The 23,350-nt window shown below is 54.7% G+C and carries 21 protein-coding genes; 13 read left to right on the forward strand and 8 right to left on the reverse strand.

Annotation, left to right across the window (positions count from 1 at the left end):
- Nucleotides 1-111 precede the first annotated feature (111 nt).
- Nucleotides 112-1,152 (reverse strand): 3-dehydroquinate synthase, encoded by a 1,041-nt coding sequence (gene aroB, locus VF639_RS13200; RefSeq protein ID WP_331146381.1) that lies wholly within the window; start codon nucleotides 1,150-1,152, stop codon nucleotides 112-114.
- A 154-nt stretch (nucleotides 1,153-1,306) separates the two neighbouring features.
- Between aroB and VF639_RS13205 the strand changes: the two genes are divergently transcribed.
- Complete coding sequence (locus VF639_RS13205; RefSeq protein ID WP_331146382.1) at nucleotides 1,307-1,732, forward strand: hypothetical protein; 426 nt, start codon at nucleotides 1,307-1,309, stop codon at nucleotides 1,730-1,732.
- 74 nt (nucleotides 1,733-1,806) lie between these two features.
- Nucleotides 1,807-2,208, forward strand: coding sequence for a hypothetical protein (locus VF639_RS13210; RefSeq protein WP_331146383.1), 402 nt, complete (start codon nucleotides 1,807-1,809; stop codon nucleotides 2,206-2,208).
- An 8-nt stretch (nucleotides 2,209-2,216) separates the two neighbouring features.
- Here VF639_RS13210 and VF639_RS13215 read toward each other — a convergent pair whose 3' ends face one another.
- Nucleotides 2,217-3,314 (reverse strand): chorismate mutase, encoded by a 1,098-nt coding sequence (locus tag VF639_RS13215; RefSeq protein WP_331146384.1) that lies wholly within the window; start codon nucleotides 3,312-3,314, stop codon nucleotides 2,217-2,219.
- 162 nt (nucleotides 3,315-3,476) lie between these two features.
- On the opposite strand from VF639_RS13215, the gene VF639_RS13220 reads away from it, so the two are divergent.
- The 6 genes from VF639_RS13220 to lysS all read left to right on the forward strand — a co-directional run bounded on the left by VF639_RS13220 (nucleotide 3,477) and on the right by lysS (nucleotide 11,889).
- Nucleotides 3,477-4,667, forward strand: coding sequence for a proline dehydrogenase family protein (locus VF639_RS13220; protein ID WP_331146385.1), 1,191 nt, complete (start codon nucleotides 3,477-3,479; stop codon nucleotides 4,665-4,667).
- 118 nt (nucleotides 4,668-4,785) lie between these two features.
- Nucleotides 4,786-5,175 carry a hypothetical protein gene (locus VF639_RS13225; RefSeq protein ID WP_331146386.1) on the forward strand — a complete coding sequence of 130 codons (390 nt, stop codon included), beginning with the start codon at nucleotides 4,786-4,788 and terminating at the stop codon, nucleotides 5,173-5,175.
- Between the two features lie 152 nt (nucleotides 5,176-5,327).
- Nucleotides 5,328-6,182, forward strand: coding sequence for a hypothetical protein (locus VF639_RS25375; RefSeq protein ID WP_414654718.1), 855 nt, complete (start codon nucleotides 5,328-5,330; stop codon nucleotides 6,180-6,182).
- A gap of 316 nt (nucleotides 6,183-6,498) precedes the next feature.
- On the forward strand, nucleotides 6,499-8,649 hold the full coding sequence (locus tag VF639_RS13235) for a carboxy terminal-processing peptidase (RefSeq protein ID WP_331146387.1): 2,151 nt from the start codon (nucleotides 6,499-6,501) through the stop codon (nucleotides 8,647-8,649).
- Between the two features lie 298 nt (nucleotides 8,650-8,947).
- Nucleotides 8,948-9,979, forward strand: a complete 1,032-nt coding sequence (locus tag VF639_RS13240) for a hypothetical protein (RefSeq protein WP_331146388.1) — start codon at nucleotides 8,948-8,950, stop codon at nucleotides 9,977-9,979.
- 359 nt (nucleotides 9,980-10,338) lie between these two features.
- A complete protein-coding gene (gene lysS, locus VF639_RS13245; protein WP_331146389.1) occupies nucleotides 10,339-11,889 on the forward strand; it encodes a lysine--tRNA ligase in 1,551 nt (516 codons plus the stop codon).
- A gap of 720 nt (nucleotides 11,890-12,609) precedes the next feature.
- Here the strand turns inward: lysS and VF639_RS13250 are convergent.
- The gene (locus VF639_RS13250) at nucleotides 12,610-12,987 is read right to left on the reverse strand and encodes a YtxH domain-containing protein (RefSeq protein WP_331146390.1); all 378 of its coding nucleotides are present in this window, start codon (nucleotides 12,985-12,987) and stop codon (nucleotides 12,610-12,612) included.
- Between the two features lie 199 nt (nucleotides 12,988-13,186).
- Nucleotides 13,187-13,624 (reverse strand): YtxH domain-containing protein, encoded by a 438-nt coding sequence (locus VF639_RS13255; RefSeq protein ID WP_331146391.1) that lies wholly within the window; start codon nucleotides 13,622-13,624, stop codon nucleotides 13,187-13,189.
- A 359-nt stretch (nucleotides 13,625-13,983) separates the two neighbouring features.
- Between VF639_RS13255 and VF639_RS13260 the strand changes: the two genes are divergently transcribed.
- The 3 genes from VF639_RS13260 to VF639_RS13270 all read left to right on the forward strand — a co-directional run bounded on the left by VF639_RS13260 (nucleotide 13,984) and on the right by VF639_RS13270 (nucleotide 15,585).
- On the forward strand, nucleotides 13,984-14,223 hold the full coding sequence (locus VF639_RS13260) for a Kazal-type serine protease inhibitor family protein (RefSeq protein ID WP_331146392.1): 240 nt from the start codon (nucleotides 13,984-13,986) through the stop codon (nucleotides 14,221-14,223).
- An 18-nt stretch (nucleotides 14,224-14,241) separates the two neighbouring features.
- Nucleotides 14,242-14,613 (forward strand): cupin domain-containing protein, encoded by a 372-nt coding sequence (locus VF639_RS13265; RefSeq protein ID WP_331146393.1) that lies wholly within the window; start codon nucleotides 14,242-14,244, stop codon nucleotides 14,611-14,613.
- A gap of 96 nt (nucleotides 14,614-14,709) precedes the next feature.
- Nucleotides 14,710-15,585 (forward strand): hypothetical protein, encoded by an 876-nt coding sequence (locus VF639_RS13270; RefSeq protein WP_331146394.1) that lies wholly within the window; start codon nucleotides 14,710-14,712, stop codon nucleotides 15,583-15,585.
- Between the two features lie 88 nt (nucleotides 15,586-15,673).
- Here VF639_RS13270 and xylA read toward each other — a convergent pair whose 3' ends face one another.
- Complete coding sequence (gene xylA / locus VF639_RS13275; RefSeq protein ID WP_331146395.1) at nucleotides 15,674-17,005, reverse strand: xylose isomerase; 1,332 nt, start codon at nucleotides 17,003-17,005, stop codon at nucleotides 15,674-15,676.
- Nucleotides 16,983-18,518: a xylulokinase gene (locus tag VF639_RS13280; protein ID WP_331146396.1), complete on the reverse strand. Its 1,536-nt coding sequence runs from the start codon at nucleotides 18,516-18,518 to the stop codon at nucleotides 16,983-16,985. Before VF639_RS13280 ends, xylA begins: the two co-directional genes overlap by 23 nt.
- 461 nt (nucleotides 18,519-18,979) lie before the next feature.
- Between VF639_RS13280 and VF639_RS13285 the strand changes: the two genes are divergently transcribed.
- Nucleotides 18,980-19,840: a dienelactone hydrolase family protein gene (locus VF639_RS13285; RefSeq protein WP_331146397.1), complete on the forward strand. Its 861-nt coding sequence runs from the start codon at nucleotides 18,980-18,982 to the stop codon at nucleotides 19,838-19,840.
- Between the two features lie 9 nt (nucleotides 19,841-19,849).
- Complete coding sequence (locus VF639_RS13290) at nucleotides 19,850-20,398, forward strand: hypothetical protein (protein WP_331146398.1); 549 nt, start codon at nucleotides 19,850-19,852, stop codon at nucleotides 20,396-20,398.
- A 337-nt stretch (nucleotides 20,399-20,735) separates the two neighbouring features.
- Here the strand turns inward: VF639_RS13290 and ilvA are convergent, their stop codons facing one another.
- Together ilvA and ilvC are read right to left on the reverse strand one after the other, a co-directional pair.
- Nucleotides 20,736-22,004 (reverse strand): threonine ammonia-lyase IlvA, encoded by a 1,269-nt coding sequence (gene ilvA, locus VF639_RS13295; protein WP_331146399.1) that lies wholly within the window; start codon nucleotides 22,002-22,004, stop codon nucleotides 20,736-20,738.
- A 160-nt stretch (nucleotides 22,005-22,164) separates the two neighbouring features.
- Nucleotides 22,165-23,232 carry a ketol-acid reductoisomerase gene (gene ilvC, locus VF639_RS13300; RefSeq protein ID WP_331146400.1) on the reverse strand — a complete coding sequence of 356 codons (1,068 nt, stop codon included), beginning with the start codon at nucleotides 23,230-23,232 and terminating at the stop codon, nucleotides 22,165-22,167.
- Nucleotides 23,233-23,350: the final 118 nt, after the last annotated feature.

Consider the following 23,350-nt stretch of genomic DNA (forward strand, 5'->3'; position numbering starts at 1 on the left):
GAATAGGTGAAAGATGTGTTTCAACAGACGGCTCCGAGCTTATACAGCGGCTGATCCGCTTCTCCTCCGTCTGCTCGCCCTAACGACTCGCCTTCTACTGGGGGAGCAATATTACAGCCGGTGATAGTACCGCAGCGACGCCGCTATTTCCGCTACCGTCACGGGCTGGTTGTAGACGCCGTGCCCAACGCTTTCGAGCAAGGTGCAGTTGATAGTAGACCCCACGTTTTTCTTGTCCTGACGGGCATAGTCGGCTATAGCCTCGGTTTCTAAAGACACAAACTGCACCTTTTCGTAAACCGAGAATAGGAAAGTCTCGATTTGATCAAGCTCCGTTTCGTTTAGCAAACCGTGCTGAGTGCTCAACCAGGCCTCACAGATCATGCCTGCAGCTACTGCCTCACCGTGCAATATCTCACGGCCCGGCTGCCCCAGCAGGAAGCTTTCCAAGGCATGCCCTACCGTGTGCCCGAAATTGAGCAGCTTGCGCGGCCCGTTTTCCAGCGGATCCTGCGCCACAATTTCCTGCTTCAGCGCTACTGAATGGCGGATGGTATCGGTCCAGTCATCGATGAAGACACTGTTGATCCGCTGCTCCCGAAACGCGTCAGCATCAGCAATCAGCGCATGTTTTACCACTTCCGCGTAGCCAGACTTCAGTTGGCGTGGGTCGAGAGTTTCGAGAAACTTGGGCTCGATAAAGACGCCGGCGGGCTCTTGAAAAACCCCTAAGTGGTTCTTCAAACCCTGAAAATCAATACCCGTTTTGCCTCCCACACTGGCATCCACCTGTGCCAGCAGCGTCGTAGGTACCTGCACAAAGCGAATTCCTCGCTTGTACAACGCCGCACAAAATCCGCCGAGGTCCGTCACAACGCCGCCGCCGAGGTTCACGAGTACCGCAAATCGGTCGGCGCGCTGCTCAGTTAACTCGTTCCAGACTAGCTCACACGAGTCCAGAGTTTTTGCTTCCTCGCCGGCTGGAATCTCAATAAGAGAATGTGCTTCGGGCAAGTGAAAGCGCAGCAGCGGATAACACAACCGGCTGGTGTTGGCATCCGTTAATACAAATACCTGGCTAACAGCGGGCTGACGCAGTAGCTCGGCCAGCCTTGGTAGCGCGCCGGGGCCTATGGAAACTATATTATTCAAGTTTGATTCCTTTTAGAAGAAATGGGACCGTTCAGGTACAACATTTGCTGAAGACAATTTCATCATGAATAAGGCGCAAAATATAGATTCTTTAGATGCAACCATCTAGCCTCCACCTTACTCATACCTCTGCAACTTACAATCTATAATAGTTATGATCTCCTCTTTACGCGGCTTATCTGCCGCCTTGCTGCTCTTAGCTATTCCGCTATGGGTTGCTTGCCAACGTGAATCGATACCTAGACCAGAGGAACAATTAGTTGGGCGTTGGGAGTGGCAGAAAACGGCTTCTCCTAATTCAGCCGTTATTACGCCAGCCAGCACCGGCCACCGAGTGGTAGTCGAGTTCGACCGGCGCGGACGGGCCCGATTCTACGAAGACGGCAACTTCGTAAGCGCCACAATTTTTTCGGTGAAGCGCCAACGGCTAGGAATTGGTCGGCCCGCCGACCAAGTGTTGATGTATCGGGGCTACCGGGGTACACAATTGTATACTATATCGGGCAACAATCTACAATTGCGCGATTCCAACGGCGAGCCTTTCGAGCACAGCTACACTAGGTTATTACAGAAAAATTAGTGGCCGCCTGTTGCGCCATGCCTCTGTTCACTACTTACTAGCGTTTGACCTCCTACCCCTCTCATTTGCAAGCCATGAAACTGCTTTTCGCCTTTTTGCTTTCGTTCAGCTTAGTAAGCCTAAGCGCGTGCAAGTCGGATAAAGATGCTGAAGGGCCAGCTACACTTATTGGCCGTTGGCAGCTAACTAATTTGGAATGCTACTGTGGCCCTGGTCCTCTTCCAAACGAAGTAGTTGAGTTTGCAACGAATGGCACGGTAGTTTTTTACACAGATGGCAAAGAGGAGTCACGCGGCACGTACACTTTTGCTACGGGCAAGACTACATGCTCAGGTGATGCGATTCCGGTGCTCCAATTCAAGAATACGCCCTCTATCTTCACCGAAAACGTTGCCTACACCCTTGAGGCATCTACCTTGGTACTAGATCAAGGTTTGTGCTTAGACGCACCCCGCAAAACCTACCAGCGCGACTAGCAGCGGCGCTATTCTGGCCGCTGCATGATTTCGGTCTGCCGCCGGATACTTTCCAAGTGAATCAGCTTGTAGAGCTCGGCAATAAACTTTTCGTTTACCCCGAGCTTACGGGCCCACGCCTGCCGCGACTCGAAAATTTCGTTCCAACGGTCCATCTGCAGGATCTTGACGTCGTTTTCCTTTTTATACTCGGCCAGCTCACCTACCAGTGCCATCCGCCGGGCCAGGCCCTCCATTATTTCGCGGTCAGCCTCGTCCATCTTTTGGCGCAATTCCTCGGCCTTGTTTAGGTACTCGGCGTTGTTAGAAGAGCGGTAGCGGAACTGCAACTCATTCAGGATTTCACCGAGCCGCTCTGGTGTTACTTGCTGCGCGGCGTCGCTGAGGGCGTGGTCGGGGTCAGGGTGCGTTTCTATCATCAGGCCGTCGTAGTCGAGGTCGAGGGCCTTTTGGGCGATGGGCAGTAGCAGGTCGCGGCGGCCACCGATGTGGCTGGGGTCGCAGATAAGTGGCAGTTGAGGGAAGCGGCTTTTCAGCTCGATGGGCAAAATCCAGGTGGGAGCATTGCGGTAGCGCGAGGGCGCAAACGTGCTGAAGCCCCGGTGAATAGCGGCCAAATCGGTGATACCGGCCCGTTCCAGGCGTTCCAGCGCGCCGGCCCACAGGGCTACGTCGGGGTTGACGGGGTTTTTCACCATCACGGGCACGTTGGTACCGGCCAGCGCATCGGCTAGCTCCTGAATGGCAAACGGATTTACGGTGGTCCGGGCCCCAATCCAGAGCACATCAATACCGTGGGCCAGGGCTTCCTCTACGTGGCGCGGATTAGCCACCTCCACAGTGGTCGGGATACCGGTTTCCGCTTTCACGCGTTGCAGCCACGGCAGCGCCACCGAACCCATGCCCTCGAACCCGCCCGGCTTGGTGCGCGGCTTCCAAATACCAGCCCGAAATAAATCGATGCGGCCGAGCGCCTTTAGCCCATGCGCCGTGGCCAGCACCTGCTCTTCGGTTTCAGCAGAGCAAGGGCCCGCAATAAGCAAGGGGCTACCTTTGGCAGTGAGGCGGCGGGTGAAGAAGGTATCGGGCACCAAAGAAGTCTCCATGAAAACGAACAGAAAGAGAAGGGAACTGCCACAAAGGCAATGAATGAAAGCGCGAAGAACTGTGTTTAGTGCAAGATAAGCGGGACGACAACCAAGCCGGTTGAAATCTTGTTTAAAGGCTACCTTTGCCTGCCCACAAACTTCTGCCCAAAGCTACACCCTATGCCTTTAACCCAAGCGCCGCCGGTTTCTTTTGATAATACTGCTGTAGCTTTCGCCTCGAAGTCGGATGCGGAGTTGCGCAAGATGTACGCCCTGTTCGCGTCTATGAACAATAATACACTGGTAAAAACTGGCGGCGGGATGATGAAAGCCGCCCTGAAGTGGAATTTACCAGGCTCCAAGTTCCTTATCAAGCATTCGATTTTTCGGCAGTTCTGCGGCGGCGAAACCATTAAGGAGTGTGTTCCCGTCATTGCCGAGCTAGGCCGCTACGGCGTCGGTACCATTCTCGATTATTCGGTGGAAGGCGAAAGCAGCGACAAAAGCTTCGACCAGACCCGCGACGAAATCCTGGCCACGCTCGACCTGGCGCACCGCTCCACCCACATCCCGTTTTCAGTATTCAAAGTTACGGGCCTAGCCAGCAGCTTTCTGCTTGAAAAAATGCAGGCCGGCAAGCCCCTCTCTCCTGCCGAACAAGCCAGCTACGACCGGGCTCATGCCCGCGTAGATGCTATTTGTCACCGGGCCCATCAGTACGGCGTGCGGGTATTTGTGGATGCCGAGGAAAGCTGGTTTCAGCATACCATCGACAACATAGCCTACGAGATGATGCGCAAGTACAACCGCGAGTCGGCCATCGTCTGGAACACCTACCAGCTCTACCGCCACGACCGGCTCGATGCTATCAAGGAAGCGCATGATGTGGCCAAGCGGGAAGGCTACTTCTTGGGCGGCAAGCTGGTGCGCGGGGCGTACATGGAAAAAGAAGCTCGCGTAGCCAGCCAGCGCGGTTATAAAAACCCTATCAACCCGACCAAGCAAGAAACGGATGCCCTTTACGATGAGTCGTTGCGCTACTGTGTGCAGCACGTCGACCGAATCAGCATTTGTGCCGGCACGCACAACGAAGCCAGTTCCAAGCTGCTCACTGAGTTGATGCACGAATATGAGATGCAGCCTGGCGACCCGCGTATTTGGTTTGCGCAGCTTTATGGTATGAGCGACAACCTAAGCTACAACCTGGCACACGCAGGCTACAATACAGCCAAATATGTGCCTTACGGCCCCGTAGACGCGGTTATGCCCTACTTGCTGCGCCGGGCCGATGAGAACACGGCTATTGCCGGCCAGAGCAGCCGCGAATTTCTTCTCATCCAAAAAGAAATAAGACGCCGTCAAGGACGTTGAAACTAGTTTAGCCTATTCGGCACGGTTTTGGGTTACCGCCGCCCGTTGTTTCAGATACCATTCTGGAACAACGGGCTTTTTTGTACTTTCCATCTTTTAATACCCATTCCCTCTGCCCATGTTCGGCCGAATTCGCAGCCATTTAATCCGCTTTTCCCGCCATCAGGCAGGCACTATCAGCTACCTGAACCTTGTACAGGAGGCTGAATTAGGCCTTAATCTGGACATCTCGCACGAAAAGGGCCGCTTGAACGAGCTACTAGCCGAAATTTCGGAACAGGAGTACAACGCTGGTCGGCCGATACTGAGCTGCTTGGTAAAAGTGGAAGGCTCGAAAGGGCAAGGCGACAACTTTTATAAGCTTTGTGAGCGGTTAGGTATGGGCGAGTGGCGCGCCCTCAAACAGCAAGAAGACTTCCTAAAAAACATGCGCAGAGAATGCCGGACCTTCTGGCACGACGAAGCCAACTACGAACGGTGGGGTCGAAGCTCGAGTTTGCAAGAGTAAAATAGTTGGAAAATAGGGACGCCTTAATTTTATGTGTAACCCTGTTGGAACGGTCGCGTTTAGCTACTCACATCTGAAGCGTACTCTCCACCTTGACTTACGCACCGGGTGCTTCCTTTCCCACCTTATTCAACTAATTAAATCTCTCGCACATGAACACCAACGAATCGAACAACCCGATGAATACCGGTACCGGCTCAGGCTCTAACTATGGTACCGGCAATGCTGGCACTGGTTTTGGCAGCGGCTCGTTGTCTACGGGTTCGAGCAGCAACGCCACCTCGAGCGGCAACCTCGGCAATTCAAGCACTGGCGATTCCGGCGTAACGGGCGCTGACAACAATCCTAACCATGACTACAGCGCTACCCAAAAAGGTGCTGCCTTGGCTGGTTCGGTAGGTGCTACGGTTGGCGCTGGCGTTGATGCCGTACAAAATGCAGCTAGCGATGCTGGCCACGCCGTAACTGGTAGCAGCACTGGCTCTACCACCAGCGGTGGTATGATGACCGGCATGTTCCGCGACCGTAACAGCGCCGAGCAGGCTTACCAGTCGCTCTCGTCGCGCGGGTACAGCAAGGAAGACGTAAACGTGCTGATGTCGGATGAAACCCGCAAGACGCACTTCGGCGACAACACGCCTGACACGGAGCTTGGCGACAAGGCCATGGAAGGTGCTGGCGTAGGTTCGGCCATTGGTGGCACAGCCGGTGCCGTAATTGGCGCCATTGCAGCCATTGGTACTTCGGTAGCTTTGCCAGGCTTGGGCTTGATCATTGCTGGTCCTATTGCAGCAGCTTTGGCTGGCGCGGGTGCCGGTGGTCTGACGGGTGGCTTGGTAGGCGCACTGGTAGGCTCAGGCATTCCTGAGGATCACGCCAAAGAATACGAGTCCGACATCAAAAATGGCGGCATCGTGATGGGTGTAAACCCACGCAACGAGGAAGATGCTCGTTACTTCGAAGAAGAATTCCGCCGCAGCAACGGCGACAAAGTACGTCGGTACTAGTCGCTAAGTAGCTCATCCTTAAAAGCCCCCTCCTATATCTAGGAGGGGGCTTTTTTTGTCTGGATAGAATCAGTAAATTACTGCACCCGTCAGAGTAGCATATTTTAAAATCTGGCCCGTTTTTAGCACCTCTATAACTTTAAAAGTGGGCAACTTTTAGTCGGCTTATTTGTCTTTGTTCTATAGAATAGCAGCGCCTGATGGCACTTATTCATCTAGGTTCAGCGTTTTTAGTCTAACCAGGCTTGCTACCATGCCGTAAATACTAATGCGGCTCTCGCTTACAATTGATTTTCCTCCATTTCATCTGATTTCCATGTCTTTTCCCCGAATCAAGATAGGCTTGTATGCCGCGGTGGTGCTGGCAGTTTTCGTGTTGGCCTCCTACAAGCTCTACCGTCGTAGTGATGCCCGGACGCCTCAGAAAGACGCCGTGCTGGTGCAGGCCATGTTGCAAGGCCTCACCACCATGCACTACCAGCCCGAAAAGCTTGATGATACTTTTTCCAAGCGTGTTTTCGATTTATATCTGAAGCGCGTTGATGCAAACAAAAAGTTTTTGCTAGCCTCCGATGTGGCCCAGCTCCGTACCAAGTTTCAGAACGATGTTGATGACGAAGTGAAGCGTGGCACCCACGAGTTCATGGACCAAACCAACATTCTTCTTGATCAGCGCGTGAAAGATGTCCAGGCTCTGTACCGCGACATTCTTTCCAAGCCGTTCGACTTTACCACCGAAGAAGCCTTCGAAACCGAGCCCGATAAAGCCAGCTTTGCAGCCGACAAAGCTGCGCAACGCGAAGAGTGGCGCAAGTTTTTGAAGTACCAGACCATGGTGCGCGTCTCAGATATGATGGACGCGCAATCCAAGAAGAAAGACAAGCCCTTGGCTTCGACCAATGTCACGCCTTCGGCATCTATCACTTCTGAGCCTACCCGCACGCCCGCCGAAATGGAGATTGAAGCGCGTAAGCGTGTGGTAAAGTACTTCGATGACCAGTTCAACGACCTACTTCAAAATGACGCTAATGACCGTTTGGCCATGTATGCCAACGTTATTGCTAACACTTATGACCCGCACACCGAGTATTTTGCCCCCCGCGACAAAGAATCTTTCGATCAGGCTATGACCGGTCGCTTTGAAGGTATTGGCGCATCGTTGCAAGAAAAAGACGGCCAGATCAAGGTGTCTGACATCATTCCGGGTAGTGCCTCTTACCGCCAAGGTGAGTTGAAAGCCGGCGACATCATCACCCGCGTTGCCCAAGCTGATGCCGAGCCGGTATCGGTGGAAGGTATGCGTCTGGATAAGGCCGTGACGATGATCAAGGGTAAGAAAGGCAGCGAGGTTCGCCTAACGGTGAAGAAGCCGGATAACAGCACCAAGATCATCTCTATCATTCGCGATGTGGTGGTAATCACCGAAACCTTCGCTCAGTCGGCTACTATCAACGAGAGCGGCAAGAAGATAGGCTACATCAAGCTGCCTACTTTCTATGCGGACTTCAACGACAACGGCGGCCGTAGCTCTGCCGAAGATGTGAAGAAGGAACTCGAAAAACTCAAGCAAGAGAATGTATCCGGTGTGGTACTTGACCTGCGCTTCAATGGCGGTGGCTCTTTGCAGGATGCCGTGGAAATGGCAGGCTTGTTTATTGACAGCGGCCCAGTGGTGCAGGTTAAAGGCCCACAGGGTGCTCCTAGCGTCCTCAACGACCGTGACCCTCGTGTGCAATATAGCGGCCCACTGGTGGTGCTGGTGAATAAGTATAGTGCTTCGGCTTCCGAAATTCTGGCTGCTGCCATTCAGGACTACAAGCGGGGAGTGATAATGGGTTCTGCCAGCACGTACGGCAAGGGAACCGTGCAGCGCATCTTCGATCTTGACGATGCTCTTCCTGCCGAGTTCAACAGCATCAAGCCTTTTGGCTCGTTGAAACTGACTACTCAGAAATTCTACCGTATCAACGGTGGCTCTACGCAGTTCAAAGGCGTTGTACCGGACATCATCCTGCCGGATGCTTACAGCTACCTTGACCAGGGTGAGAAAGAGTCGGATTATCCTCTGAAGTGGGATGAAATTACGCCGGCTCGTTATCGTGCTTGGGCGCAGGCTCCGGCCACTGAAAAGCTACGTACCGCCAGCCAGGCCCGCGTAGCAGCTAGCCCAAGCTTCCGTCTCGTAAACGACTTAGCGCAGCGCATGCGCAAGCGCAAGGACGACACCAAGGTATCGTTGAAGCTGACGGCTTACCGGGCTGAGCAGCAAACCAACAAAGCAGAGTCGGATAAGTACGAGGCAGCGCAGAAAGCTGCGGCTCCTATAGCCATTGCTCCTCTTTCTGCTGACCTGCGAGCTTTGGGTACGGATACCGTGCAAGTCAACCGTGCTTCGCGCTTTACTAAGAATTTGAACAAGGACATCACGTTGCGCGAAGCGGTGTCTGTAGTGAAAGACCAGATGTAATCAAATTGCTTAACGCACAAGGGCGCCTTAATTGACTTTCCTTGATGCTAAGCTAATTGACAGGAAAAGCCCTTGTAGCAATAGCTACAAGGGCTTTTTTCGTTACAGCGGATTCGAATATTGCTAAGCGTCAACTTGTTTAGTAAATCGCCTCTAAAATAAGCCTACTAAACTACCGGCGTATTCAAATGTAAATCGCTGATAATCAGCTAGTAGTTTTAATTAAATATTACCCAATATTTTTAGCAAATAAGAACCATAACCAATACCTTTATGTTAAACTAGCATGACGACGAACATGGAAACACCTATCATTCCGCTCGTGACGGACGAGCAGCAGAAACTAGCTGACGAGACCTGGCGCAAGTCTATCCCGGCGCAGGTTTTCCTCAACTATTTCTTCGCCATTAACTACCACATTCAAGAGGCCGACGACGCTACCGGCGGCTTGCAGCACCTACCGTTCTTCCGGGCGCATCAGGCCGAGCTTACCGAGGCTGATCTGACGGCAGTAACCAAGCTGTTGCATTCGTGCTGGAGCACTGAATACGCGCTACGCTCCACGGCCGAGCTAGGCGACGAAGACTACTTACGTAACGCCCTGCACTGGACATTCCCGCAGGCGTACCATACCATCATGGCGGGCTTGCAGGCCTTCCTGTTCACGGCCGGCGTACGGAGCAATAACCCTTCGCTGGTGCGGCGGGAGGTGGGTCGGCTGGTAGTGCGCAATGCCTATCCGCGCCCAATATCGTTTTACGCTGCTGGTACCTATGGCGACTTCAGCATTCACCGCTTGCCGTTGGCTGGCTACAAAGCCGGACTCAATATTGCCAGCAAGGAGATTGACGCGCAGGCGCAGGTTGGTCAGTTTTTGCGCACTACGCGCAAGATGAAAGCGCAGTGGACGCGCCAGCAAGTGCAAGCCAATCCGAATACGGCTCTGCGCAGCCAGAAGACCGGCAAGGTGCTCGACAAGTGGACGGCCTCACACTGGCAGCAGATTACGTGGCGCTTAGGCTATACCACCATCTTCGACCTGTTGGGCCGCTTGCGCATCTCGCAGACCAGTCGTGAGATTGAGCGCTACATCGAGGCAGAGATTGATTTCAAGCTTTTCCACCAGTCGCTGCTTAACATCGTGAGCTACCTCAATGGCATTCACGAAACCTACGTGGCCAAAGCCGTTGGGCTGGAGCGCTACCAGCAGCTGGTTGACGAGCTGCCGAAGCACCTGCGCCACAGCTTTGTAGAAGATCGTTTGCGCACCCGCGTGCATCCCACCCTCACGGGCGAGGCGCCAGCACCGCAAATGGGAATTGCGGCATAAGGTTTGCATCATCCTTATTGCTTAGATCTTACTCCATATACACCAAAGCGCCGTCCCAAGGGGACGGCGCTTTTTGCTTGTAGGGCTGTGTAGGTTGAGAAGTAAGAGCTTTGAACTTTGTGGAGTTCAAGTTCTTAGAGCTTATCCGAATAGGCAGTTGTCATTCCGACGCAGGAGGGATTTGAGTATGCTCATTCAACAGGTTGATTCAGATCCCTCCTGCGTCGGAATGACAACTGCCTATTCGGATAAGCTCTTAGTTCTAACTAAGTAACCTGTTAGGTTAGCCGGACGGACCGCGCTATTTTTGCAGCTTGACTTTTTGGCCCGGTGTGGGCCTTCTTTTTACTCCCTGCCCCATGCACCATCTCAGCGAACAGGAAATAATTCGCCGCAACAAGCTCGACGAGCTTCAGAAGCTTGGCATCGAGCCATATCCGTCTGAGCTGTTCGATGTGAGTTTCTATGCTCAAGAAATCCTCGACAACTACCACCCCGAGCTCAACAACTTTCAGGAAGTGAGTTTAGCGGGCCGGATTATGTCGGTGCGGGTGATGGGAAAGGCTTCGTTTGCAGAGTTAATGGACGCCTCGGGCCGCATTCAACTCTACGTAAACCGCGACGAAATCTGCCCTGGCGAAGACAAGACGCTTTACAACAACGTGTTCAAGAAGCTAGTTGACCTCGGCGACTTCGTGGGCGTAAAAGGCCGCGTATTTACAACGATGGTGGGTGAAATTTCCATTCACGTCACCGAATTCAAGTTTCTGAGCAAAAGTCTGCGCCCGCTACCCGTGGTGCGCGAAGCCGTAGACGAAGTTACCGGCGAAAAGAAAACCTACGATGCTTTCACCGACCCCGAGCAGCGCTACCGCCAGCGCTACGTGGACTTAGTAGTGAACCCACAGGTGCGCGACGCTTTTGTTAAGCGGACGCAGCTGGTACAAGCCATGCGCAACTACCTCAACGACAAAGGCTATCTGGAAGTGGAAACCCCGATTCTGCAGCCACTCTACGGCGGTGCGGCGGCGCGGCCCTTCAAAACCCACCACAACACGCTGGACATGACGCTGTACCTGCGCATTGCCAACGAGCTGTACCTGAAGCGCCTGATTGTGGGGGGCTTCGATGGGGTGTACGAGTTCAGCAAAGACTTCCGCAACGAGGGCATGTCGCGCTTCCACAACCCGGAGTTCACGCAGATGGAGTTGTACGTAGCCTACAAAGACTACTACTGGATGATGGACCTGGTGGAGGAAATGGTGGAGCGGGTAGCCCTGACTTTGCATGGGCAGACCGAAGTGCAGGTAGGCGAAAACCTTATCAACTTCCAGCGGCCCTGGAAACGCTACACCATGGCCGAAGCCATCGAGCACTTCACGGGCTTCAACATCGACGGCAAGTCGGAAGACGAACTGCGGGCGGCGGCCAAGGAACTAAAAGTAGGCCTCGAGCCAAGCATGGGCAAGGCCAAAATCATCGACGAAATCTTTGGGGAGCATGTCGAGCCCAAACTGATTCAGCCCACGTTCATCACCGACTACCCGGTGGAAATGTCGCCGCTGGCCAAGAAGCACCGCAGCAAGCCGGGCCTGGTGGAGCGCTTCGAGGCTATTTGCAACGGCAAAGAAATCTGCAATGCCTTCTCGGAGCTTAACGACCCTATCGACCAGCGCGCCCGCTTCGAAGAGCAACTGGAGCTAGGCAAGCGCGGCGACACCGAGGCCATGGTGCTTGATGAAGACTTCTTACGGGCTTTGGAGTACGGTATGCCGCCCACGGCAGGCTTAGGCATCGGCATCGACCGCCTCAGCATGATCATGACCAACTCAAACTCGATTCAGGACGTGCTGTTCTTCCCGCAGATGAAGCCGGAAAACACTAAATCAGAAAACGCGCCGAAAGCCTGATCACGGATTACACGGATTTTTCGGATTATACGGATTTTGTGGGCAACGTTAGTCGGCTCCATAACACAAAAAGCAAAGAGCCACCTTATCGGGGTGGCTCTTTGCTTTTGTTGAAGTCTGAGATTTTAATCTTTCACAAGATCTGCGAAATCAGCTAAAATCCGTGTTTAAATGCAGAAAGCCTCTCGCATATCACTGTGCGGGAGGCTTTCTTTTGGAACCAACTTACCTTTCAACTGAAAGGCTTACTCGAAGAAGCTTGCGATGAACAAGTATGATTTTACTGCCGGATCAAGTTAACCACGATCTAACAGAAGCTCTACTGCCGGCAATTTTACTTCAAGAACCCTACCAGCTTATTTCAAGCCAGTTACATTCTCTTTAACGGCGCTACCGCAGGTGAGGCTACGCAGGTTCTAATTCTTTTAGAAATTTATCTACGCCTAACAAGCAGGCCTAAAAATCAGAAAGCCTCCCGCGCATTGAATAGCGGGAGGCTTTCCTTTTGAATTACAACAAACTAACCATTTCAACCGGGTTCTAATGCAGAAGCTTGCGATGGGCAAAGCCAGATTTTACTGATGGGGTGTTTAACCAAATTCCATCAGAAGCTCGGTAGCCGGCAATTTTACAACATTGAATTCTCCGATCTTCTTTCAAGTCGGTTGTATATTCTTTAACGCACAACTTAAAACAGGGTTACAAAACCATGTAAATTTTTTAGAGGCCTTTGCCATAGCCGGCGGAATGACGAGCGTCGCCGCCGATGCCATCATAGTCGGAATCAATGTCGTCGATGCTGCCGGCATCTGGCTGCGTGAAGCCGCCCGGCGTATCAATGGCGCCAAGCAGGCTGTCGGCGGCTGAGCGGTCAGACTCTTGCTGCGAGGAAGCCGGCGCTTGCTCTTTCAGGGAGTTTAAGCGGGCCATGCCCTCTTTGAGCAGCTTGTTGAGGTCGCCGCCGAACTTGGTGGCAGATTTTTTGAGGCCCGCGCGGGTCTCGTCACCGGTTTCGGGGGCCAGTAGCAAGCCGGTTACAATGCCCGCGGTGGCTCCGGCCAACAAGGAGAGAATCACTTTGCCTTTGGTGTCTTGCATAACGCAGCAGGTATGAAGGTAAAAAAGTAAGGTTTCAGTAAAAACACGAGCCGTTGTTCAGCGGGGTTTGTTTGCTGCTCATCGGCGCTCATGGTGGCCTGATTCGTTTTCCTGCTAACGGCTTCTGTTACGTTTAGGTTAGCAGAAAAGCCCCTGCTTTCTTGCGAAAACAGGGGCTTATACAGGAAGCTATACTAGCCTACAAGTCGTTCAGCATTTTCACGACTTCGCTTTTGGCTTTGCCGAGCTTCTGCTGCAAACGGCCTACTAGCTCGTCGCTTTTGCCTTCAGTGTACTCTAGGTCTTCGTCGGTGAGCTGCGCGTATTGCTGCTTCAGCTTGCCTTTGGCGTCGTCCCAGGCGCCTTTTAGCTTCAGGCTGCTGCCGGCTCCGCCAATGCCGAGGTCCTCCAGCTTCTCTACGTAGCCTTTGAACTTGGCATCTAGGTCTTCGGTATATTTCGAGAGTTGCTCGCCTAGCTGACCGCTGTACTTAGTAGCAGCGCTGCCGATTTTTTCGCGGGTGGCTTTGCCTTTATCGGGAGCCATCAACAAACCAGCAATGATACCGGCGCCGGCACCAGCCAAAGCAGCGAGGAGGATTTTGCCGGAGTTGTCTTCTTCTTCGTAATACGACATAGTGTGGAGAGAGAAAGGTGATGAAATTCAGCTAGATGACCGTTGGTAGCTCAGTTCTGGCTACCACGTTGGATAGGGCTGCAGCGTATCATGTTGCGCCATTCTGAGCCTAATACGGCGCCAAGCTGCACAGGTTTTCGTTGAATCCCAAAAAAGTAGCGTTCTACAATATAGTATTTGAAAATTAGGTTTGTCAAGTACTTTGGAAAGTACAGTAGCGCAATACGAAACTAGTTTGCCATTCCGGACTGCGTAGCCAAGCATCTGAAAGCAAGGACAGTCTTTTCCTTGGAACTCAACCCTACTACATTATATGGCGCTGAAGTTCTACTTTCGCGTTCCACCTCTTGCCTACTCTGATGAGAACCCTGCTGCCTTTGCTGACCTTGCTGCTAGCCGGAGCCTGTCAGAAACAGACTGCGTCAACCGCGGCTAAACCGTGCATCGACCCCACCAAAATTCGTACGGATGCCATGTGTACCATGCAGTACGAACCGGTGTGCGGCTGCGACGGCAAGACCTACGGCAATGCCTGCACGGCTACCAACGCCGGCCTTACCAGCTTCACCCCCGGCGCCTGCCCCGATTCAAAAAAGTAGTCCCCTTTGCCCATCCTTATGTCTGAAAAGCGCTATTTCCGCCAGCAGAACCCGTTTGTGGTGCCCACCACCGACGGTAAGCTCATCGAAGAACACATTGGCCTAGCCAGCACTCAAACCGCCGAATACAGCGTGGCCCATATAGTGGCCCCGCCCCAATGGAGCGAGCCCCACCAGCGCCCCGAGTTCGACGAAGTAACTATAGTAGTACGCGGCCGCAAGCGTTTCGAAATTGACGGCGACGTAGTAGAGCTAGGGGCCGGCGAGTCGTTGCTGATCAAGGCCGGGGCGCGCGTGCGCTACTCCAATCCTTTTGATGCGGAGTGCGAGTATTGGTCGGTGTGTGTGCCGGCTTTCAACCCCGCCACCGTAAACCGGGAAGCGGAATAGAGCTATTCTATAAGCTACAAGCGGTGAGCTAGAAGCTGCAAGCAAGTTCAATGGCTTACAGCTTCTAGCTCACCGCTTGCAGCTTAACAAACTCCTATGAATCTACTGTATCTGGTGTTTGGCGACAATGTGCGCAATCATTTCCAGGCTTGTTTCTCTATTCTGAGTTTTCTGCGGCATCGGCCGGGCCTTGGCACTGTCACTATTGTAACGGACGCGCCCGATTTTTACCGCCACCTCGCCGGGCACGTGACGGTGCTGCCCGTAGACGAGGCCACATTGCGCGAATGGAAGGGCGAGTTTGATTTCTTTTGGCGCATCAAAATCAAGGCGCTGGAGTTGGTGGCCGCCAAGTACCCGGGTACTCCCCTGCTTTATCTCGATTCCGATACGTTTCTGCACAACTCATTCGAGCAGCTGCAAGCCGCCCTGGCAGTCGGCAAGGCATTCATGCATGAGCCCGAAGGTGCCTTAGCGGCGCTAGGCAGCAAAACTGAGCGGCGTATGTGGCAGCAAGTGGGTGGCAAATTGTTCGGGGAGGTGCTGTTCCACGAGCGTCATAGCATGTGGAATGCCGGGGTAGTGGGCATTCCGGCCCAAGGCGCCCCCGAAGCCATCAACCTCGCCCTGCGCATCTGCGACGACCTAAGCCGAGCCGGCGTTACGCCCCGCCTAATCGAGCAGTTCGCGTTGTCGGTAGCCTTGCAGGAACGGTTCGATTTGCAGTCGGCGCTGCCTTATATCGGGCACTACTGGAGCAACAAAACAGAGTGGAACGATGCCATTGCCTCTTTTCTGCTGGAATCTAAATTGAAAAGCCGTTCGGTAGCAGAAGAAATAGAGGCAATAAACCGTTTCGATTTTCGATCTGTCCCTGTGAAGAAACGCCTCAAAAACACGCGCTGGCGGCTCTATCACCTTGTCGACAAGCTCTTCCCACCGAAGGAAACTGTGTACGTCGGCGACGACTGATTTTCAATATAATGGTATAAGCCAACCAACAAAAAGGAGGGCCTCACGCAAGTGGGGCCCTCCTTTTTGTTGGTTGGCTTAAAAAGCTTTAGATGTACTGGTTGATGATGCTTTCCAGCCACTCCTGCTTACCGCTGCGAGGCGTAGGTTCGCCGTACTCAAAGGCCAGGCGGCGCAAATCTTCCAGGGTCAGCTCGCCCCGCTCGAAGGCGGCACCAGCGCCCTCGTCGAACGAGGCGTAGCGCTCCTTGCGGAATTTGCGGTAAGGCGACTTGGTGAGGATGGCATCGGCCGTAACAAGGGCGCGGGCGAAGGTATCCATACCGCTGATGTGGGCCACGAAGATGTCTTCGAGGTCGGTGGAATTGCGGCGGGTTTTGGCGTCGAAGTTGATGCCGCCGTGCTTGAAGCCCCCGGCTTCCAGGATGACGAGCATGGACTCGGTTAGCTCGTTGATGTTGTTGGGGAACTGGTCGGTGTCCCAACCGTTTTGGTAGTCGCCGCGGTTGGCGTCCATGCTGCCGAGCATGTTGGCATCGGCGGCCACTTGCAGCTCGTGCTGGAAGGTGTGGCCGGCCAGCGTGGCGTGGTTCACTTCCAGGTTCAGCATGAAGTCGTTTTCGAGGCCGTGCTTTTTCAGGAAGCTAATGACGGTGGCGGCGTCGAAATCGTACTGGTGCTTGGTGGGCTCGGCAGGCTTGGGCTCGATAAAGAATTTGCCGGTGAAGCCTTGCTTGCGGGCGTAGTCGCGGGCCATGCCCAGGAAGCGGCCCATGTGCTCCAGTTCGCGCTTCATGTTGGTGTTGAGCAGGGTCATGTAGCCTTCGCGGCCTCCCCAGAACACGTAGTTTTCGCCGCCTAGGGCGATGGTAGCATCCAGCGCGTTGAGTATTTGCGTGCCGGCGTGGGCTAGTACCGAGAAGTCGGGGTTGGTGCTGGCGCCGTTCATGTAGCGCGGGTTGGAAAACACGTTGGCTGTGCCCCACAGCAGCTTCACGCCGCTTTCCTGCTGGTGCTGCTTGGCATAGTCGACAATGGCGCTGAGGTTGCTTTCATACTCGCGCAACGACGAGCCTTCATCCACCAGATCGACATCGTGGAAGCAGTAGTACGGGGTGCCAAGCTTGGTGAAGAATTCGAAAGCTGCGTCCATTTTGTCTTTGGCCCGGCCGACGGCTTCGTGCTGCGCGTCCCAAGCAAACTGCTTGGTGCCGGGGCCAAATGGGTCGCCGCCGGTGCCCACGAAGGTGTGCCAGTACGATACGGCGAAGCGTAGGTGCTCTTTCATGGTCTTGCCGGCCACCACGCGGTTCTCGTCGTACCACTTAAAGGCCAGCGGGTTGTCGGACTCGCGTCCTTCGTATTTAATGGGGTCGATGCCCGTGAAAAATTCCGTTCTAGAAAGTGTGTTCGTCGACATGGGTAGGGAGGATGGAAGATGATGGGGATGAGAGAATTTGTTGGGTAAGGGTGCGGTGCCAACGGGCATAGGCGCCCTGGTACTGGTCTTGCAGGGCGGGTGTGGGCTCTAGGGTAAGCAGACGTTCCAGACCGCCAAATGCTTCAGCAGGACTAGCATATACGCCTACCCCGATGCCAGCGCCGCGGGCCGCCCCCTGCGCGGCATCGGTATTGTAGAGTTCGAGCGTGACGTTGCCGCTGTTCACGAAGGCCTCGCGGAACACCGGGCTCAAGAACATGTTGGCGTTGCCGGCCCGCACTTTCTGCACCTGCACGCCCATACCGCGCATGATGTCGAGGCCGTAGTTGAAGGCGAAAACAATGCCCTCCTGCGCCGCCCGCAAGACGTGGGCGCGGGAGTGCCGGTTGAAACTCAGCCCATGCAGTTCGGCAGTGGTTGGTCGGTTTTCCAGAATCCGCTCGGCGCCATTGCCGAACGGCAGGAACAGCAGCCCCTCGGCCCCTACTGGTGCCTGTGCGGCCAGGTCATTCATTTCGTCGTAGGGCAGCTCGCCTATCACCTTGCGGAGCCAGCTGTTCAGGATGCCGGTGCCGTTCACGCACATCAGCACGCCGTTGCGCGGCTGTGCTTCGGTGCTGTTGACGTGCACAAAGGTGTTAACCCGGGAGCGGGAGTCGGCGGCGGGCGTTTCACTGATGCCGTAGACCACGCCGCTGGTGCCCGCCGTAGCGGCTATCTCGCCGGCGTGAAGCACATTCAGCGAGAAAGCATTGTTGGGCTGGTCGCCGGCGCGGTAGCTGATGGGGGTGCCCGCGTGCAGACCAAGCACCCGCGCGGCTTCCGGCGTCAGGCGGCCATGCTCGGCAAAGGTGTCCACTACTTCGGGCAGCAAGTCGCGGCTGAGGCCGTAGTAGTCGAGCAGGCCTTGGGCAATGTTATGCTCCCGGAAGTTCCAGAACACGCCCTCCGACAGACCCGATACGGTGGTTTGCAGCTGGCCCGTCATTTGGAAGGCGATGTAGTCGCCGGGCAGTTGAATCTTATGAATTTGCTCGTAAATGGCGGGCTCGTTCTCTTTCACCCACTTCAGCTTGGAAGCGGTGAAGTTGCCGGGCGAGTTGAGCAGGTAGTGCAGGCAATACTCTTCCCCTAGCTCCGCGAAAGCCTGGTTACCATACTCGACGGCCCGGCTGTCGCACCAGATAATAGCGGGGCGCAATACCTGGCCCGCTTTGTCGAGCAATACTAGCCCGTGCATTTGGTAGGTGATGCCAATGCCCGCTACCAAGGCCGGGTCGAAGCTGAATTTCTCTTTTAGCTGTTGAGTGGCATTCAATACCTCTTGCCACCACCGGGCCGGCTCCTGCTCGGCCCATCCGGCCGTCTTAGCCACAATTTCCATCTCCTGCGCCGGCGACGTGACACTGGCCAAACACTTGCCGGTGTCAATGCTCAGCAGAGCTACTTTGATGGAAGAGCTACCAATATCATATCCGAGCAGGTACTTCATAGAAAAGGGCAAAGCAAAGAGTAATACCGAGCCAAAAAATCGGTAGGCAAGATGGCAATCCGCAGTTTCTTGCTTCGCTACCTATACGAAGCCACACGACCGCAAGGCCTTGACAACAGGAAGGCTTCCTGGTCGAAATATACCGTAACTAAACCAACCTCAGGGGGTGCAAAAACGCTTTCTAGACCAATCCTGCAAATAAATCTCCCGAAACCGTTTCCGGGAACGATTTCGGGAGATGGTTTAAATTAAATTCCTTTGTGCAATAAATTTCGGGATATACACAAGCGCGGTTGCTTACATACAAGCTTTCGGGGTAGCTTAGCAGTTACAGGTCGAGCCCGACGCGCAACTGCTGCCGGCCGGGCTTGCCTCTAGCTTTATGCTGCCGGCAGCGCCTCGATTACGGCGGTCGGCAGCAAGCTGAAGCTTATGTTACCATCTTTCCTTTAGCCCATCCTATGGACCAGCGTATCATCAACCTCTTCGACGAGTACACCCACGCCCCGCTTAGCCGCCGCGACTTTCTGGACCGCCTGCACAAGCTAACCGGGGGTGCCGCCATGGCCGCCGCGGCGCTGGCCGTGCTGGAACCCGGCTACGCCAAAGCCGCCACCGTACCCGAGCAAGCCGATGACCTGGTAACCGAAGAAGTAACCTGGCCCGGCGACGCGGGCACCACCATGAAGGGCTACTTGGTGCACCCCAAGAGCAAGAAGAAGCTAGGCAGCGTGGTGGTAATTCACGAAAACCGCGGCCTCACGCCCCACATCAAGGACGTAACGCGCCGCGTGGCGCAGGCCGGCTATCTGGCCTTGGGCGTTGATGCGCTGTCGGTCTTCGGGGGCACGCCCACCAACGAGGATGAAGGCCGCACCATGATTGGCAAGCTGGACAAGCAGCAGAATCTCAACAACTACCTGGCGGCCCTCACCTATCTCCGCGGCCGCAAAGACTCGAACGGCAAAACCGGCTGCGTCGGTTTCTGCTGGGGCGGCGCCATGGCCAACAGCCTGGCCGTAGCCGACCCCAAGCTCAACGCCGCCGTGGCCTACTACGGTACCCAACCCAAAGCCGAAGACGTGCCCAAAATCAAGGCCACCCTCCTACTGCACTACGCCGGCCTCGACGAGCGGGTAAACGCCGGCAAAGACGCCTACGAAGCCGCCCTGAAAGCCAACAAGATCCAGTACGAGCAATACGTGTACGAAGGCGCCAACCACGCCTTCAACAACGACTCCTCCCCCGCCCGCTACAACCCCGAAGCCGCCAAATTGGCTTGGGACCGGACGCTGAAGCTGTTCAAGGAGAAGTTGGCGTAGCTACCTGCAATGAAAAAATTCCTCGTCTTTACAGCTACGCTGTTCTTGTCAACGCTTCTTGCTGGTCTATATGGGGCTTTGCACGACCAGTTATCTTATACTATTTCGCCTGAGTATTTCACTAAGTTCAAATACGAGCAATTTGGTCTTGAAACAAGCTGGTTTGGTGGTGACCGTCCAACCGTAGCAGTGGTCGGAGCATTAGCCACATGGTGGTTCGGTTTGTTCTTAGGATTGATACACGCTTTCGTTGGTTTGCTTCAACCCACTGCTTCGTATATGCGCTCAGCTATTTGGCGAGGCGTTATGCTCACAATGAGTGTAGCGGCCGTAACCGGACTACTTGGTTTGCTTTATGGCTATAGCTACCTAAACTCGCATCAGCCTGACTGGCCGTTTCCAGACAATCTAGTGGATAGAGCTTCTTTTATTGCTGTTGGCTCTATGCACAACTTTAGTTACTTAGGAGGTCTTCTTGGTTTAGTTGCGGGCATCATTTATCAACTTAAAGTGAGAAGCAAAGTCAAAGCTCAGCACCGTATTCTCACAACCAGTTAGCGCCATTCCTTGCACCAGCAGTACCTGCAACTTCAGTGTGCCGTTCGAAGTACTCAACTACCTAAAAAAGCAGCTCCAGTCGCCACCTTGGCAACTGGAGCTGCTTTTTTAGGCACTAGGAATACCAAAACGGCCACCGAAGGTATCTAAATAGCTACTCGGGTAGCCGTTTTGGTGACCTGAGTGATTTTTTTGGTGACTCAGGCCGGCAAATTGAAGACTCAGGTACTCTTTTTTGGCACTCAGGTGGGGAGGGAGGTACCTGCGTAGGGTCGGACCCCACTTAGGTACCTCCTCCCCACCTGAGTGGGGTCCGACCCTACGCAGGTACCCCCGGCTACACCAACAGCGCCAACAAATCCTGCTTGCCATTCAGGTACTCGAAGCCAAAGCCTTCCTCCACCATGCGGACTTTAATACCTTCTACGTCGTGGGGCTGCTTGACTTCGACGCCGATGAAAACGGGGCCTTTTTCTTTGTTGTTTTTCTTGATGTATTGGAACTGGATGATGTCGTCGCCCTCGTGCAGCACGTTGTTCACGAAGCGACGGAGGGCGCCGGGGGCCTGGTTGAAGGTCACCATGAAGTAGTGCTTGAGGCCCTGGTGCTGCATGGCGCGCTCCTTGATATCCTCCATGCGGGTGATGTCGTTGTTGGAGCCGCTGACCACGCACACCACCATTTTGCCCTTGATTTGCTCCCGAAACTGGTGCAGCGCCGAAATGGTGAGCGTACCGGCCGGTTCGAGCACGATGCCTTCCTCGTTGTACATCTTCAGCAAGTCCTGGCAGATCTGGCCTTCGGGTACCAGCACCACCTCGTCCAGCAGCTCACGGCAGATTTCGTAGGTCAGTTGGCCGGGGCACTTCACGGCCGCACCATCCACAAAGCTGTCGATGCTGGCTAGGGCGGCGTGCTGGTTGCCGCGGATAGCGGAGTACATGGAAGGTGCGCCCAACGGCTGTACGCCGATGAGCTTAGTAGTTGGGCTGAGCTGCCGAAACACGCTAGCCACGCCCGAAGCCAAGCCGCCGCCGCCGATGGGCATGAAGCAGTAGTCGATGGGTACGGTGGCGGCTTTCAGGATTTCCAGCCCGACGGTGGCCTGGCCTTCTACAATGGCGAGGTCATCGAAGGGATGGATGAAGGTGCTGCCCCGCTCGTCGCAGAACTCGCGGGCCGAGTTGAACGAGTCGTCGAAGCTGGCGCCGGTGAGCACCACTTCCACGTATTCTTTGCCGAAGAGCCGCACCTTGTCCACCTTTTGGGCGGGTGTGGCGGCGGGCATGAAAATGTAGCCTTTTAACCCGAGCAGTTGGCAGGCATAAGCCACACCTTGCGCGTGGTTGCCGGCGCTGGCGCACACTATTTCCCGCTCGCCGCTAATAGGCGGCAGCGTGAGCATCTTGTGGTAGGCGCCCCGAATTTTGTAGGAGCGCACCACTTGCAAATCCTCCCGCTTCAGCAGCACCGTCGCGTCGTAGGTGCGCGAGAGGCCGTGGTTTTGCAGCAAGGGGGTCTTGTAGATGACGCCTTTCAGGTTGCGCGCGGCCTGCTCCACGTTTTCCAGCGTCACGGCTAGCGGCGCGGCTACTTCATTTTCCATGTCCTTCGTGTTTGGTGCCTAAAGGCAAAAACACCAGACCGTCATGCTGAGCTTGCCGAAGCATCTCTACCGCTTCGTTGAAATGGCTCGACCGAAGCAGTAGAGATGCTTCGGCAAGCTCAGCATGACGGTCTAGTTTACTGTTTGCAAAAGCTTACGCTTAGCTCAACTCTTCTACTTTCTCGCCGGCCTTGGAGCGGAGCTGACGCACGGTAGCACCGGTCTGCCACAGCTCGGAGTCACGCACTTCTTTGAGTTCGGTTTCCAGCTCCGAGCGGTAGTTCGGGGTGGTGCCACGCTCGATGGTGCGGCGGGCTTCCTCACCGCTGGCTACGCTGTCGTATAGCTCATTGAGGACGGGCAGGGTAGCTTCACGGAAGCGGCCTTTCCAGTCGAGGGCGCCGCGCTGCGCGGTTACCGAGCAGTTGCTGAACATCCAGTCCATGCCGTTTTCGCCTACCAGCGGCACGAGGCTTTGGGTGAGTTCTTCCACAGTTTCGTTGAACGCCTCCGAAGGCGAATGGCCGCGCTGCCGTAGCACTTGGTACTGCGCCTCGATGATGCCCGCCAGAGCGCCCATCAGCACGCCCCGCTCGCCGGTGAGGTCGGAATACACTTCCTTCTTGAAGTCGGTTTCAAACAGGTAGCCCGAGCCTACGCCGATGCCCATGGCTACCACTTTTTCGTAGGCTTTGCCCGTGGCATCTTGGTACACGGCAAACGACGAGTTCAAACCGCCACCCGCCACAAACAAGCGGCGCAAACTGGTGCCGCTGCCTTTGGGCGCTACCAAAATCACATCTACATCGGCGGGGGGGATGATGTTGGTTTGGTCGTTGAAGGTGATACCGAAGCCGTGCGAGAAGTACAGCGTTTTGCCGGGAGTCAGCTTGGCCTTCAATGTGGGCCACAGCGCAATTTGGCCGGCATCGGAGAGCAAGTTGCAGATGATGGTGCCGCGCTCTGCCGCTTCCTCAATCGAGAACAGCGTTTCGCCTTCCACCCAACCATCTTTCAGCGCCCGCTCCCACGAAGGCGAGTCTTCGCGCTGACCGACAATAACGTTGAATCCGTTGTCGCGCATGTTCAGCGCCTGGCCCGGACCCTGCACGCCGTAGCCAATTACGGCAATCGTTTCGTCTTTGAGAACGTCCAGTGCCTTTTCCAGGGGAAATTCCTCGCGGGTAACTACGTTTTCGTCTACTCCGCCAAAATTGATTTGTGCCATTTTGCAGTGGGCTATTAAGGTGAATGTGTGTTGTTGGTACCTCACCCCCCGGCCCCCTCTCCTTCAGAGAGGGGGAGCCGAACGATTGAGGATATTTTCAAACTGACTATATCTAGAC

Origin of the sequence: Hymenobacter sp. (assembly GCF_036387835.1) — a bacterium.
Taxonomy (GTDB): Bacteria; Bacteroidota; Bacteroidia; order Cytophagales; family Hymenobacteraceae; genus Hymenobacter.